Annotated in this window: 12 protein-coding genes; 6 read left to right on the forward strand and 6 right to left on the reverse strand. The window is 38.8% G+C overall.

Annotated features, from left to right (window positions below):
* Nucleotides 1-128: 128 nt before the first annotated feature.
* The 5 genes from H5201_RS15580 to gmk all read right to left on the reverse strand — a co-directional run bounded on the left by H5201_RS15580 (nucleotide 129) and on the right by gmk (nucleotide 5539).
* A complete protein-coding gene (locus tag H5201_RS15580) occupies nucleotides 129-1733 on the reverse strand; it encodes a DUF342 domain-containing protein (RefSeq protein WP_149980653.1) in 1605 nt (534 codons plus the stop codon).
* 153 nt (nucleotides 1734-1886) lie between these two features.
* The gene (locus tag H5201_RS15585) at nucleotides 1887-2279 is read right to left on the reverse strand and encodes a RidA family protein (RefSeq protein WP_145237101.1); all 393 of its coding nucleotides are present in this window, start codon (nucleotides 2277-2279) and stop codon (nucleotides 1887-1889) included.
* A gap of 12 nt (nucleotides 2280-2291) precedes the next feature.
* Nucleotides 2292-4397, reverse strand: coding sequence for a bifunctional GTP diphosphokinase/guanosine-3',5'-bis pyrophosphate 3'-pyrophosphohydrolase (gene spoT, locus H5201_RS15590; RefSeq protein WP_182718083.1), 2106 nt, complete (start codon nucleotides 4395-4397; stop codon nucleotides 2292-2294).
* Nucleotides 4398-4525: 128 nt separating this feature from the next.
* Nucleotides 4526-4801, reverse strand: coding sequence for a DNA-directed RNA polymerase subunit omega (rpoZ, locus tag H5201_RS15595; RefSeq protein WP_064667923.1), 276 nt, complete (start codon nucleotides 4799-4801; stop codon nucleotides 4526-4528).
* A gap of 117 nt (nucleotides 4802-4918) precedes the next feature.
* Nucleotides 4919-5539, reverse strand: coding sequence for a guanylate kinase (gene gmk, locus H5201_RS15600; protein ID WP_182785042.1), 621 nt, complete (start codon nucleotides 5537-5539; stop codon nucleotides 4919-4921).
* A 342-nt stretch (nucleotides 5540-5881) separates the two neighbouring features.
* Between gmk and H5201_RS15605 the strand changes: the two genes are divergently transcribed.
* The 3 genes from H5201_RS15605 to H5201_RS15615 all read left to right on the forward strand — a co-directional run bounded on the left by H5201_RS15605 (nucleotide 5882) and on the right by H5201_RS15615 (nucleotide 9593).
* A complete protein-coding gene (locus tag H5201_RS15605) occupies nucleotides 5882-8077 on the forward strand; it encodes an LruC domain-containing protein (protein WP_182761495.1) in 2196 nt (731 codons plus the stop codon).
* A complete protein-coding gene (locus H5201_RS15610; RefSeq protein ID WP_182739705.1) occupies nucleotides 8077-8541 on the forward strand; it encodes a hypothetical protein in 465 nt (154 codons plus the stop codon). Before H5201_RS15605 ends, H5201_RS15610 begins: the two co-directional genes overlap by 1 nt.
* 89 nt (nucleotides 8542-8630) lie before the next feature.
* The gene (locus tag H5201_RS15615; protein WP_259398782.1) at nucleotides 8631-9593 is read left to right on the forward strand and encodes an endonuclease/exonuclease/phosphatase family protein; all 963 of its coding nucleotides are present in this window, start codon (nucleotides 8631-8633) and stop codon (nucleotides 9591-9593) included.
* Between the two features lie 81 nt (nucleotides 9594-9674).
* Here the strand turns inward: H5201_RS15615 and H5201_RS15620 are convergent, their stop codons facing one another.
* Nucleotides 9675-10601, reverse strand: a complete 927-nt coding sequence (locus H5201_RS15620; protein ID WP_182761494.1) for a glycosyltransferase family 2 protein — start codon at nucleotides 10599-10601, stop codon at nucleotides 9675-9677.
* A 210-nt stretch (nucleotides 10602-10811) separates the two neighbouring features.
* Between H5201_RS15620 and H5201_RS15625 the strand changes: the two genes are divergently transcribed.
* Genes H5201_RS15625 through H5201_RS15635 form a run of 3 tightly spaced genes read left to right on the forward strand, consistent with a single transcriptional unit; the run spans nucleotide 10812 to nucleotide 14730 of the window.
* Nucleotides 10812-11963, forward strand: coding sequence for a glycosyltransferase (locus H5201_RS15625; RefSeq protein ID WP_149980659.1), 1152 nt, complete (start codon nucleotides 10812-10814; stop codon nucleotides 11961-11963).
* A gap of 9 nt (nucleotides 11964-11972) precedes the next feature.
* A complete protein-coding gene (locus tag H5201_RS15630; protein ID WP_182785043.1) occupies nucleotides 11973-13385 on the forward strand; it encodes a lipopolysaccharide biosynthesis protein in 1413 nt (470 codons plus the stop codon).
* Nucleotides 13378-14730 (forward strand): O-antigen ligase, encoded by a 1353-nt coding sequence (locus tag H5201_RS15635; RefSeq protein ID WP_182718089.1) that lies wholly within the window; start codon nucleotides 13378-13380, stop codon nucleotides 14728-14730. The genes H5201_RS15630 and H5201_RS15635 overlap by 8 nt, the downstream gene beginning before the upstream one ends.
* Nucleotides 14731-14733 lie beyond the last annotated feature (3 nt).

Genomic DNA, 14733 nt, shown 5'->3' on the forward strand with positions numbered 1-14733 from the left:
AACATCATCACATTGAGATAATGCTTTTTCAACCGCTTGAACTTTAAATTCTTGTGTAAATCGACGTCTCATTTTTATCTGCCTCTATTAAAAGTTAGAGACGACAACTATCCTGACACAGGGGGCGATCAACTGGTTTTAAATTCAATCTCTATTTTTCCTTCTTGCAGTTTTACGTTACAAGGAGGGTAGCTGCGATTTGTTCTTAATACTTTATCGAAAATGTGGATTTCTACCCCAGAATGCAATTTTTTATTGACCGCTAAATTAGCATTATCAAGTAGTTCATATAGACTTTGTTCTAGCGTTGTTAGGCGTTTTTCTAGCTGCTCTGCTTGTTGGCAATAATGTTGCTGAGTAGCTCCTATTTTAGCGAGCAATAGTTTTTTCTTATCTAAATCTTTTACTAAATCGGCCTTTTCTAGCGTTGCTTGCAGGGTGTCTAATTGCTCATCGGTTTTAGCTAATTCTTTAAGGCATTCATCGGTTTCAGTAGTAACAGACTTTCCTGAGGCAACCATGTTTATGAGCATTTTAGCGCCAGATTCATTACCAATTTCACCAGCGATAATCATTCCGGCATCCAGGATCTCGCCACCAAATAACTTCCCTTGTGGATTGTCTGCTTGGCCTATCTGTAAAAGCTTAGTCGCTTTCATTGCGCAGTGGCTAGCTTGGCGCTCAATAAAAATATTATTACCTTCAAGGTAGCTATATTGGGAGTGAGATAAATGAATATCACCGTTACAAATAATTTTGCACGAAAGCGTTTTATCATCTAGCTGGTGGCCAATCACACCTTGTTTAATGGTGATATTACCTTGCGCTGTCAGCTCTCCGGATTCAACCGTGCCCATCACAGTTATATCGCCTTTCGCGGTTACTTTCATGCCTGGCTCTATATTATGAGTGACAATAATGCTGCCATCAAAGTTTATATGGCCGCTTTTAACTGTGACATCGCCAATCGTAAAAATATCATCAACGCGCATACCATTTTGAATTTCGACTGGTACGCCCGCAATACTTGAGATTAATTCAAGAGGATTAGTTTTTGATATTTCACTGCCCTCACCAGCAACTAGCGGGCTACTTTCTCCTGCTTTTGCCGGAAGGACATCGCCTTTTACGGTAAAACCTTCTTTACCAGGGGTTGCGGGTTGCTGTCGAACTAATAATGTACCGGGTTCAACACTTGCTAACTTGCCAAAGTCGCGCATATCGACAGTGCCATCTTCGCGCAGTTTCGGGGTATGCAAACGCTCTTTTAAAGTTAATACTTGAGGGAGTAATTTTGATGATTTGCCGTCTTCTGGTAAGCGACCTTTAGCGAGGATACCTTTAACGGTAGTGCCAGCGGGTAATTCAAATTGTTTTTGTAGCAGCTGCTCTAAAAATGCTTGTTTGTAGCCCCGAGCAACCCCAGCTTTGATCAGCTGCTGTTTCGCTTGATCAAGGGCCAAAACTTTGCCACCTTGTGCGAGTGTGAGTTCGCCTGTTGCTAACATTTTATCATCACTGAGTGTAACAGTTAGTGTGGCGTCATGCTTACTGGCAACCACTAAACTACGTTCGCTACTAGGCTCTTTAAAAAAAGCATTGATAGCATCATAGTCTATGCGACATTCACAGAATGTTGATTTTTCTAGAGCCTCAATAACAAAAGCGGCACTAGGCGGCGAATGTTCTATAACATCGAGTAGTACATTACCGTTATGAGCAAGCTTAAACACGGATCATCCTTTTACAACACTTAAGTTAAAGGTTTTTATAATTATATAAAGATAGAGTGCTAGAGATTTGAATAACTGTCAAGAAGATCGAGGAAAAGGGGACTGATGAGTTAATACACCTAAGTATAAATACTTAGGTGTATTGCTGTAAGCTTAATTTGTTGAAGGCAATTCCATAATACCGTCAATTTCAACTTGCACGTTTTTTGGTAATGCGCGCACGCCAATTGCTGCTCGGGCAGGATAAGGTGCTTTGAAGTATTGGCTCATTACTTCATTTACCGTCGCAAAGTTAGATAGATCAGTTAAATAGATATTAACTTTTACCAAGTCTTGGATGTTGCCACCGGCTTCTTCACATACCGCACTAATATTTTTAAATACTTGATGTGTTTGTTCTGCGAAATCTTCAGAGATCACTTCCATCGTTGCGGGAACTAATGGAATTTGACCCGATAAGTAAACTGCTGTACCAACTTTTACTGCTTGGCTATAAGTGCCGATGGCAGCAGGTGCTAGATCCGTAGAAATAAATGCTTTATTCATGATTATCCTATGTTATTTTTTACGATAGACTTTTTGCACATCAGGCATTACGCGAATGCGGCGCATGATATTTGCAACATGGACACGGTTTTTCACGGTGATCCCTAAATCTATCACGTATAAATTACTTTCTTTTTCATCTGTGGCAATTTCCACTATGTTTGCTTGGGTTGTAGCAATTACATTGGTTAGTTTTGCGAGTGCGCCTTGGTGGTTTATGATTTCTACACGCAGTGCTGCAATATATTCTTTTTCTGGATTATCATCCCATTTAACAACCAAGTACTTGGAGCGTTCAGTTTCCCAGCCACGAATATTTTTACATTCTTGGCGGTGAACCGTGATGCCTTTACCTTGGCTTATATGTGCGGTGATAGCATCCCCTGGCACTGGTCGACAACATTTAGAATAATTAACTAGCATGCCTTCAGTACCAATAATGGTCGCTTTAGCATTTTTAGTCATATCGCCTAAATCATCATTGTCATTTTGCAGTAAGCGGCGTGCGATCAGCATGCTCATTAAATTACCGCAGCCAATTTCAACTAATAGCTCTAATACAGTATTGAGTTCATGTTCTGCTAATACGCGACTAATATTTTCGTCAGGCAGATCATCGAACTTCGTTTCACCTAAAGCAGAGTCGAGTAAGCGACGGCCAAGTAATAAAGCTTCTTCATGATGTTGGCTCCTCAGGTAATTGCGAATTCCTAAACGTGCTTTACCGGTAACAATAAAGTTTAACCACGTTGCGTTAGGGTGCGCACCTGAGCTGGTAATCACTTCAACTGTTTGACCCGTATCTAATGCTTTACTTAACGGATGAGGTTTACGGTTAACGCGTGCACCCACACAGGTATTACCAACATCGGTATGGACCGCGTATGCAAAATCAACGGCGGTTGCACCCATAGGTAACTCGACTATGCGACCATCAGGAGTGAACACGTAAATTTCTTCTGGGAATAGCTCTGTTTTAACGTTTTCAACAAATTCAAATGATGAGCCTGCGCTTTGTTGTAATTCCAACAAACTTTGCATCCACTGACGTGCCCGTTGTTGTGCAGTGTGGCCTGCGTTATCACCGGATTTTTTATACATCCAATGAGCAGCAACTCCTTTATCTGCCATGTGATCCATATCGTGAGTACGGATCTGGATCTCAACAGGGATCCCATGAGGACCAACTAATGAGGTATGCAACGATTGATAACCATTAGTTTTAGGTACTGCTATATAATCTTTAAAGCGAGTTTCGATTGGTTTATATAAATTATGGGCAACGCCAAGTACCCGATAGCAGATATCCATTGAATCAACTGCAATTCTAAATGCGTAGATATCCATGACTTCATTAAACAGTAACTCTTTATTAAGCATTTTTTTATAAATACTATATAAATGTTTTTCGCGCCCAGAAACAGTGGCTGTAATGCCAGCTTCTTCAAGGCGTGCTGTTATCTCGGTTTGGATATTTGAAATGACTTCTTTGCGATTGCCGCGCGCTTTGGCAACTTCTGACTTTAAAGCGCGATGACGCATCGGGTAGAGGGCTTGAAAACCTAAATCCTCTAACTCATTTTTAATATCGTGAATACCTAAACGATTAGCAATCGGCGCATAAATCTCTAACGTTTCGCGGGCAATACGTCGACGTTTGTCAGGACGTAATGCTCCAAGAGTGCGCATATTATGAGTACGATCAGCAAGTTTGATTAAAATAACACGAATATCTTGTGTCATTGCCATAATCATTTTTCGATAGTTTTCAGCTTGGAATTCTTTTTTATCTTTAAAGCTGAGCTTATCAAGTTTGCTTACGCCCTCAACTAATTCTGCGACTGTCTCGCCAAAAATTTCGGCTAAATCTTGTTGGCTAAAGTCGGTGTCTTCAATCACATCATGCATTAATGCAGCCATTAACGTTTCGTGATCTAAATGCATACCAGCCAGAATTTGGCTTACTTCAACAGGGTGAGTAATGTAAGGTTCGCCACTTGAGCGAGTTTGACCCTCATGGGCCTCTCGGGCTACCACATAGGCTTTTTGTACCAGCTCTACATCAGCAGCAGGTAAGTATTCTGATATTTTCTTTTTTAGACCTTCAAAAAGATACATTCACACTCCAATGTTCTCGTGAAGCAAATAGGTAACGGTATGTTAAGAATATACGATGAAAAGAAGGGATTGCCAACGGCTAGAATAGAAATACTATACCGTTGGCTAAATCAGACAAGGAAGTCAGATTATTGGTTGCCGCCTACAATAGCTGCAACTGCAGCCATTTCAGCCGCCTCTTGATGTTGTTGCTCTTCACGATCAATAAGATCCATTGATGAGCTATCTACTAAACCAAGTTCAATTTCACGTAAAGCAACAACCGTTGGTTTATCGTTTTCAGGATCAACCAGTGGCTTTTTACCACCGACCGCGATTTGACGGGCACGACGGGCCGCAACTAAAATTAAATCAAAACGATTACCAATTGCATCTACTGCATCTTCAACAGTTACGCGAGCCATCTTAGCACTCCAAATAAATTTTTAAGCAAAGACGTAGTTTACTGCACCGAGTCAGATTCGCCAATAGCTTGTGGTTAATTTAAACAAATAAAATACTTACTGAACCCAAATTAGGATTTAACGCAGTAAGTCTACGAGTAAATCTTGATGGCGAATAGCTTGGCTTTGTAGCGATAAGCGTTTTGCCAATACGATCGTCTCAATTTCCTTCAGCGCAGTTGCAAAATCATCGTTAACCACGACATAGTCATATTCATTGTAATGAGACGTTTCAGATTGTGCTTTTGCCATGCGACCAGCAATGATTTCTTGTGAATCTTGGCCGCGATTATTTAAGCGCGCTTCAAGCTCAAATTTTGACGGTGGTAGGATAAAAATGGTTTCAACATCAGCGACCAGATCACGAACTTGACGTGCACCTTGCCAATCAATATCTAAAAATACATCAATACCTGCTGCAAGCTGCTCTTCAATTGCTTGCTTTGATGTACCGTAGTAATTACCGAACACTTGCGCCCATTCAAAAAAATCATTCTTTTCAATTAATGATTTGAATTCATCAACATTTACAAAGTGGTAATGCACGCCATTTGCTTCGCCCGGACGAGGCGAGCGAGTAGTATGCGATACAGATACTTTCATATCATTATACTTAGTTAACAATGCATTGATTAAGCTGGATTTACCCGCACCAGATGGTGCCGATAAAATAAATAAGTTTCCGCGAGAGTGTGCCATGGGTTTTTACCTAAAATAAACCGACTAGAGCTGCTAATAAGCTCCGCCTTAATTTTGGTATTGTACTTTATTTAGTGAAGTTTACTCAACTGCCGAAAGTATCCTAGTGAGGTGATTAAATTTTAACGTATTAATAACCGTATTTTTGTTACGGCAATGATGACTGTTTAAAAAACTCCCGCATTTTAACGATTATTTGTACTTAGTTGCATAATGCAAAAATGGTCGTTGCAAGTTGCATCTTTCATCTTCAACTTTATTTTATTTTGTTTTATTTCAATGCTTTATTTTTTGGAATGATGCCTGCATTGGTACAGTTACTTAATGATTGAGGGCTTACTAATGAGATTAACCCATTTAGCCATAGCGTGTTTAGTTTCACTTCCTTGTGCTGTATTTAGCCAGCCATTCGATAATTGCCCTAGTCAGGCATTTTTGATGCAGGATGCAAAGGCACAGCTTTACGGTATAGATTTAGTGTCGGCTAAACCTACGATTTTATCATCGGCTTTGACGTTTGCTAGCGAGGCAAATAATGAAAGTGTGAATGCCGTCGGTTTTAATTACAAAGACCAATACTTATACGGTTTTAGCCGACAATCGCCTAAAAGCGTGGTGCAAATTGGTAGCAACTACGAAATGAAGCGGTTAAATGTTACTGGCCTACCCGATACTAATTTTTATGTAGGTGATATTCAAGTGACTGGTGAGCAAGCAAATCAAAGTGCGATGTATTATGTATATACTCCCAATTTTGGTTTATATGAAATCAATCTAGAGGGTGATCTAGATGCCCCCATAACTGCTCGGCTACTACCTGCAACCGAGACATGGAACTTAGGTATATTTGATTTTGCATTTCATCCGCAAAGTAATCTGTTATACGCAGTTGAATCAAATGGTGATTTGCATGAAATTAACGTTGCAGAAAATACTACCAAGTTTATTACTCAAGTTGATATTGGTGATGATACGGGCGCATTTGGTGCTGCCTATTTTGATATCAATGGTCAGTTTTATTTTAGTAATAATAAAAGCGGAAAAATTCACAAAGTTGATTTAAGTATTAGTCCTGTTGTTGGTTATACGCCTGTTGCGAATGTGTTTACATCGGGCCCTAAGTCAAGTCAGAACGATGGGGCTCGTTGTGCTATTGCCGAAGTTGAGGTAACAGATAGTTCGATTGATTTTGGTGATGCTCCTCTACCTTATAACACCAGTTTAGAGCAAAGCGGAGCCAGGCATTTATTCGATCCTAACAGCACTGGCAGTAACCTGATTTATTTAGGCGATACAGTCGATGGTGAAAATATCAATACTGATGCCGACTTAATCAACAACCCAGTTGATGCATCAGATGATGGGGTGAGCTTTGTGACGGCAATATCGGCGGGTCAAGATAGCCAAATTATTGTAAACGCCTCTGCGAGTAGCTTTTTATATGCATGGTTTGATTGGGATCAAAATGGCGGCTTTAGTGAAAGTGAGCGCATAATAACTAAATATCAACTTAATCAAGGCGATAACAGTATTTTAATTAATGTACCTAGTAATGTTAAAGCTGGGCAGACATGGGCTCGTTTTAGGGTAACTGATGGCTCGGAAGCTTCGCTTATTACTGCCACTGGCGGTGTTTTAGGTGGTGAGGTGGAAGATTATGAAATAACAACATTTGCTAGTGCTGTATACCCAGGAGAAAACGATTGGGTGACACTTGCTTATGAAGATAAATGGCCGTTTGCAGGTGATTATGACTTTAATGACGTGGTCGTAAATTACCGTACTACTCAGCTCATTGAGGGCACTAATGTTGTTGGTTATAAAATTGATGGCCAGTTAATTGGTGTAGGAGCAACCTATCATAATGGCTTTGCGGTAAGCCTTAAAGAGACGGTAAATAATACAACTTACTCAATTTTAAGTAGAGAAGTCGATGCCGATAATATTCGGTTTGTGATTAATGGCGAACTACAAACAGGCTCATTTTTGGAAGCAAACACAGAGCAGGCTATTTTAATTTTTATGCAAGACACTTGGCTGCATGTGAATAAGCAATCAGGGTGCGAGTATTTTAGAACGGAAAGCAATTGCGACGTTAACAGCAAAGTAACTTTTAGTATGACTATCCCATTAAAAGTCCCTAAAGCGAAAATATTATCCCCCGGAACATTATTAGACCCTTTTATTTTTGCTACAGAGGGCTTTTATCATGGCGATTTTTTAGTTGGTAAAAATGCGCGCAGCTGGGAAGTACACATGAAAAATCAAGCGCCCACAGAAGTATTTGACGCGACTTTGTTTGATCTCAGTGGTGCAGATGATGTGAGCCAGCAAGAAAGTGGTTTGTTTTTCTTAACTGAAAACGGCCTACCATGGGCGATTGAAGTAGGAGTGCAATGGTTACATCCACTTGAAGGTGTAGATATAACCGATGCCTACGATAGCTTTGCTAATTTTGCTCAGTCGTCAGGAAAGCAAAATCCACAATGGTTCAATCGCTACAACAGCAATAATGTGGCAGTTAGAGGGGAACAGTAATGAAAAAATTAACTGTAATTTTATGCTTATCATCATTTTTAGTTGCGTGTGGTGGTGGTGAAAGCGAAAGTACTGCGGCAGTACCTGCAGCTGTTGAATCACTACCATCGAGTGTCGTTCCTATCACCACCGACTCAGCCGGAATGGCCAGTTTAGTGATAGATGATCGTTTTGATTTATCAACGAAATTTAAACTAAAGATTGATGTAGATCTCTCTATAGGTGACGTAAGAGCTTACTTAAATATTTGCCAAAAAAAGGCCAATAGCCTACGTGCTGATTATGGAAACTGCTTAGTTAGAGCTCCTTTGTCGCAAGGCTCTATAAAAACTACGCTTGCAATGAGTAGACAAGATATCGAACTGATTGCAGAAATTTGGTTTTACGATACCAGCACTCAACCCCTTTCATTTGCATGGCAGTTTGATACACAAGCAGAACATCAGATGTTTGAAATAAGGTAGTAAAAGTCAAAGGCAAGCAGTAACGGTAAAGTGATCAAGCTAAAGAATACACCTAGGTATATTCTTTATACTAGTTAGGGTAGTGATTTATGTTGAAGTTTCTTAATGATAACAATGGCGATCTTTTGCAAAAAAAGAGGCTAGTAAAATTTTTTGTCGCAGCAGCTGCGTTTATGCTAATTGCGATTGCCTATAATCCTTCGCAATATTATTACGCTGATCTTTTAGTATCATTGCGTATGCCATTACTAGTTATTGCCTTATGCTTTGCCATGTTGCTTTTAATTATAAAAGCAACATATTTAGGTGGGGCGCTATCAATTATATGCTTGATAAGTTTGAGTTCATTATTACCATTGCATTCGTTACCAAGTGAGCAAACCAAAAATGCGATTTTGATAAAACAAATAAACTTAAATTATAGTAACCCGTTTATTGAATCGCACTTAGTTAGCTTACAAAAACAATCTTGGGATGTATTAATTCTGCAAGAGTTTAGTGATTTAAATCGGCATTTGCTCTCTCGTTTTTTAACCAAGGCTAGTTTATTTGGTTATCGTGAAGTAGAGGGGATCCCTTACGGCATCGTTGTTATTTCGCGTTTCCCTATAATTTATAGACAACAAGTAAAACTTCAAGGGGATAGGTTAGGTTACATTAAACTGCGCTTGTTATTTAATAATGAAGTTATCACTACGTATATTGCCCACCCACCATCACCAAGAACCAAGCAGCACTGGGAAAATAGAAATATTTTACTCGCGGCGCTGCATGCAGCAACAATACAAGAGCAAACACTATGGCTAATTGCAGGTGATTTAAATATTGTCCCTTGGTCACGTTATTTTAGTTGGCAAAGTACACAAAGTTGTTATGGAGCAAATCCTTATAGCAGTTTTATGCCCTTAAATATTAAGCCGACACTGCTAACCGGGTTACCCATAGATCACTGTGTTTTTGACGAGCAATTTACGTTAAACAGCTTAATAGTGAGTAATTTTGCAGGAAGTGATCATAAGATGCTTAGTTACAGTTTGAGCCTTCATGATTAACCAAAGTTCAGCTTAGTTAGTTAATAAAAATAGCATGCAGGATTAACCACATGCTATTTGATTAAATAAACCAATGCGGATTTATTTTACTGTAATGGCAAAGGTCATTTTTAAGTCATGTAGTAAATGACGTAGGTTTCGCTTATGTGGAAAAAGTGTGAATGCAGCAGTTGCAATCGATAGGGCTTTAAATTTAGAACCTATTTCTCGATAGTACTCACCATAGCATTCTAAAATGCGTGCTTGTGCTTTTATTTTTGCCATAACGCCAGCATCATGTTTACAACGCGAGACAATTTCTTTCATTGCATTGAGTCTGTTTTTACGGTTTGCAGTAATAGAACCCGCTCTCATCAAGTAATCCATTGCGATACGCGGTGAAAACGCAACATCACCGATCCTTGCAAGTTTTAACCAGCAATCCCAGTCGCTAGCGCTATTTAATTGGTTATCAAATCGGCCAATATAATTAATCGCTGAACGCTTAACCACAACCGAAGATGTGCCAATTACATTAGCAAAAATCAGTAAATCCATTGGGCATTTTAAATTTTGATAACCCATATTATTTTTATCAACAAATTTTGAAAATTCAGGCCAAAAAGAAAAACAATCGACAATGGGTTCATATTCTTCGTTAATATGCATATAGTTTGTGAAACTTAAAACGCACTCTGAGTGCTCTTTCATATAGCTTAATTGTTCGTATAACTTATCATCACTCCAGTAATCATCAGCGTCTAAAAAAGCAATGTAATCACCTTTTGCTGCGGCAATAGCGCGATTTCTTACATTGACAACGCCAGTGTTTTCTTGCTCTATAACAATTAACTGGGGAATTGTTGTTTGGGCGGTTTTTAACCACTCAACACTACCATCTGTTGAACCATCATCAACCACAATAATTTCTAAATTCACGTTTTTTTGTTTAACAACACTACTAATGGCTTTGGCTAAATATTGTTTACAATTGTAGTTAGGGATAATAACGCTTATTTCTATACTCATGATCCGCATCCTAGTTTTATAAATTAACTAACTAAGTACTACGCAAGTTCAGCGCCAATTATTTTAATAGGTTTGCGAGGGGGTTTTTGTCTAATGCTTTGCATTTTGCAACAGATGTTCGCAAATTGACTTTTTAATCATGTTTTTGGTGTGTTTTAACTGGGCATGCTTCTTGCGAAATAACCATAAGTTATATTTGGAGTGTTGAGCATGAAACATATTGGCATTGTGGTACCGAGTTTCCATATCCCCTCAGAAACCTTTGTGGTAACTGAGATAAACGCATTAGTAAGAGCTGGGCACAAGGTCAGTGTTATCACCTTTGCAAATTTAAATAGTTGTACCAATCTTGATAGCAGTGTAAACGTCATTACTATTGAAAAATCGTTGTTATATGCGGCCAAGTTTGCCATGAAAAAACCGCTGGCAGCATTTAAAGCGGCATTAACAGCAACAAGGTTTACCTCAATCTCGGTCACTTCACTGCTTGGCTACGGATTAAATATTGCTGACATAATCAAACAACATGGTATTTCCCACATACACTGCCACTTTATGCATGCGCCTCTGGCGTACTCAATTATAGCCAGCAAAATTGCAGGCATTAGTATCTCCTCGATTGGCCACGGGCATGACGTATACGTTAATGATACTGATCTTAGGCTGAAACTCTCATTGTGTAATTTCTCCGTGGCCGTGTGCAAAGATATGGCTGAAAAGTTAGGTAAATACAAAGCGGGTAAAGTTGAGTTGCTGCATTGTGGAGTTGATCTAAGTTTATTTAACGCAACGCCTAACCGACTTAATGAGTCTGTGAAACTATTATTTATTGGCCGTTTAGTTGAAAAAAAGGGACTACAATTTTTACTACCCGCAATAAAAAAATTAAATAAAAAATACTCAATATTTTTAGATGTTGTTGGTGAAGGCCCTTTGATGAACGACCTAAAGTTTTTATGTGAAAAGTTAGGCATTGAAAAAGAAGTTAGATTTTTAGGCAAGCAAACGCCACTGTGGCTATCAAAAAACACCAGTAATTACTCTGCGTTAGTTGCGCCATTTTGCATTTCAAGTAACGGAGATAGAGATACTGGTCCGGTGGTTTTAAAAGAGGCTATGGCTAGTGGTATTCCAGTGCTCACAACTCAATTAATGGGAGCCAAAGAAATTGTTAATGACTCGGTGGGCTTTAAGTGTGAGCCGTCGAGTATTTCAGGGTTGGAGAAAATTTTAACGGAGTTTTGTGAATTAAATCCCTATGAGAGATACGCCAAAGGAATTAACGCCAAACGCTTAGTTGCAAATAAGTTTAACGCCAGCTCACAAGCTAAAAAATTGTCATCTTGGGTGCAAAACTCTTAAGGAATAAAGATGAATGGATTAAAGCAAATCGCCTATTTTGGACTATCAACCTTGTTACTTAAGGGGCTTGGCTTTGCTTTGTTGCCTATATCTACTCGTCTTTTAAGCCAAGCTCAATTTGGTGAACTAAACTTTTTAGTTTCTATTTCCGCTATTATGTCTTTGTTGTTGTGTTTAGGGTTACCCGAATTATTGTTCAAGCAACAAATGAAAAATGCGGTTTATAAACAAGCTTTGTTTAGAGACGCGATTATTTTATGTAGCGTTTTGAGTGCGTTGTTTGTTGTTATCATGGTGTTATTTACCAGCTCATTTAGTGTGTTATTACCCATCTCCATTAATAAACTTGATCTGCAGTTATTAGCGGTTAATTTAGCATTTTCTGCTGTGCTGTCCATTGTGTTTTGCTTTTTAAGATATTACGAAATGGCTAAGCAGTTCTGCTTTTTAGCTATTTTACAAGGAGTGGGGCAAACGCTACTCACCATTATATTACTTTACCTTGGCTATGGAGTAACGGGGGTTATGGTGTCGGGTGCTGTGTCGAGCTTTATTGTGCTGATGATTTCGTTATGCGTCATTGGCCGCACAATTACGATTAGTTTTAACTATGTTCCTTGGAATATAAGTTATAAAAATAGTTTTTTTTTATTAAGTATTATTGCTTCATCGCTGTTTGTGTATGCAAATAATGGCGCTGAAAACTGGTTTATTGCAGCCAGTGTCGGAAAAGAAAAGCTTGCCCAATATTATGTGGCAATGCAATTTGCAGTTATGACTTCGTTTACCTTTGAACCGATCAGAATGTGGTGGTTTTCTCGTCGTTTTAATGAATTAACTTCTTGTCGCACTCGTTATGTTTCTTTATGTGAGCTAAGTTTAGAAATCGCAATTGCGTTGTGTGCAGTAATGCTTATTGTTGCGCCTCATTTATTTATCTTGGTTTTACCACAAGGTTACTTACTAAATTCTTGGCTTTTACCCAGTTTAATATTTATTGTTGTACTTAGGCATCACAGCGATCTACTCAATATTGGTTGTTATATTCATTTTAACGCACTATTTGTCACTATTATTAATGCTGTTAGTGCAGCTTGCGTACTAATAGCATTGGGTATTCTAGTGCCTAAATGGGGAGTGCTTGGTGCAGTGGTCAGCTTAGTATTTGCACAAACTCTTAAAACAGTGTTGTTTGTTGTTGTTAGCCAAAAGCTCGAAAATCTGGCATTTAGTATTCAGCGATTAGTACCTAGCTGGCTCTGTTTTATTAGTGTTTTTGCCCTGAGCGTAAGTGAAATTACTCATTATGTAATTTGGCAAATCGCGGCTTTAGTTTGCCTAATAGGCGTTTTATTTAATAAGTATCAAAACAGAATAATGGCAATACTGAATCAGTATGTAACAAGGAAAGCACATGGTTAATTGGTATAAAGCGCATTGCCATTTAATAAATGGCTTGGTGATTACTGTGCTCATTTTAGGTTTGTATTCGCTATTTGGCCCCATAGCCGCTTTTGCCTTGTTGCTATTACCGTTTGCGGGTTTTTTGGCGATACGTATTAGCACCGTGTTTATTATATTATTTATTTTGTTTAGCTATTTTAGAATCCACGAGGCGTTTGTTTTTCTAATGCCGCTTAAAATTCCTAAATTACTTGCTTTAGCATCTTTACTGGCCATTGCATGGCATTTATTTGTATCTAAAACTTTAAAACCACATTGGAGCTCTACGCATCTTATTTTTGTAATTTGGTTCGCTTGGCTCACGGTATGCGTATTTTCAGCTTCAAATAGAGGCGTTGCTATTGAGTATTGGTCTGGTGTGTTGGTTAAAGTATTTATTATGGTATTTGCTATTAGCTGGTGGTTAACGCGGTTTTCGCATTTTAGTTACATTAGGCTGGGTATTATGATCTCAGGTGTCACTATCGCTTTAGTGGCGTTGAATAACAAAATAAATGGTGTGGGGTTAGTTGAAGGAACTAGAGTGACTATTTCACGGGAATATCGCTCGCAATTAGGTGATCCCAATGATTTATCTTTGGTGTTGATGTTTCCTGTTTCATTTTTAGCAGCTGAACTTTTTGATACAAATAGTAATAAGTATCGACGTACTTTTGCCGGAGTTGGTTTGATCTTGGCTATTTCCGGTGTTATTGCCACTCAAAGTCGTGGTGGTTTATTAGGAATAGCCGCTATTTTAAGTTTCTTTTTATATCAAAAAGTCAAAAATCCCTTCGTAGTGGCTATGTGCGGTGGTGTCGCTATGCTTGCCATGATGATTTTTGCTGGTATTTCTGACCGACAAAGTGGTGGTGCGGCAGAAGGAGGTGTCGATGAATCAGCTATGGGTAGGCTCTATGCTTGGCAGGCTGCAATCAATATGGCGTTGTCTAATCCATTAACTGGCGTTGGAGTTAATAATTTTTTTGTAAATTACTATTTTTACAGTCCTCATTGGGATGGCAAGAATCATGCAGTACATAGCACATGGTTTCAGGTGTTAGGTGAAACTGGCTTTGTTGGCTTTTGTATTTTTTTACTCGTGATAGCCAGTATTTATCGAAGTCTGTCGCGGGTTTATTGTATTAATAAACGTAGTTTTAATCCTGAAGTGATGGTGAACGCTAACGCATTAAAGGCCGGTTTAATTGGCTTTATGGTTGCTGGCACTTTTTTAACTCAAGCTTTTACATGGCCACTGTATATTATTCTGGCTCTGACTATTGCACTAGAAAAGCTTACTATAGAAAGTAATAAGGAATAACAA

This window comes from Pseudoalteromonas sp. SG43-6 (assembly GCF_014164365.1).
GTDB classification, from domain to species: Bacteria; Pseudomonadota; Gammaproteobacteria; order Enterobacterales; family Alteromonadaceae; genus Pseudoalteromonas; species Pseudoalteromonas rhizosphaerae.

Excerpts from the sequence above, each read along its gene's own strand:
- H5201_RS15585 (WP_145237101.1), bottom strand. The coding sequence starts at position 2,279 with ATGAATAAAGCATTTATTTCTACGGATCTAGCACCTGCTGCCATCGGC.
- spoT (WP_182718083.1), bottom strand. The coding sequence starts at position 4,397 with ATGTATCTTTTTGAAGGTCTAAAAAAGAAAATATCAGAATACTTACCT.
- rpoZ (WP_064667923.1), bottom strand. The coding sequence starts at position 4,801 with ATGGCTCGCGTAACTGTTGAAGATGCAGTAGATGCAATTGGTAATCGT.
- gmk (WP_182785042.1), bottom strand. The coding sequence starts at position 5,539 with ATGGCACACTCTCGCGGAAACTTATTTATTTTATCGGCACCATCTGGT.
- H5201_RS15605 (WP_182761495.1), top strand. The coding sequence starts at position 5,882 with ATGAGATTAACCCATTTAGCCATAGCGTGTTTAGTTTCACTTCCTTGT.
- H5201_RS15610 (WP_182739705.1), top strand. The coding sequence starts at position 8,077 with ATGAAAAAATTAACTGTAATTTTATGCTTATCATCATTTTTAGTTGCG.
- H5201_RS15615 (WP_259398782.1), top strand. The coding sequence starts at position 8,631 with ATGTTGAAGTTTCTTAATGATAACAATGGCGATCTTTTGCAAAAAAAG.
- H5201_RS15620 (WP_182761494.1), bottom strand. The coding sequence starts at position 10,601 with ATGAGTATAGAAATAAGCGTTATTATCCCTAACTACAATTGTAAACAA.
- H5201_RS15625 (WP_149980659.1), top strand. The coding sequence starts at position 10,812 with ATGAAACATATTGGCATTGTGGTACCGAGTTTCCATATCCCCTCAGAA.
- H5201_RS15630 (WP_182785043.1), top strand. The coding sequence starts at position 11,973 with ATGAATGGATTAAAGCAAATCGCCTATTTTGGACTATCAACCTTGTTA.
- H5201_RS15635 (WP_182718089.1), top strand. The coding sequence starts at position 13,378 with ATGGTTAATTGGTATAAAGCGCATTGCCATTTAATAAATGGCTTGGTG.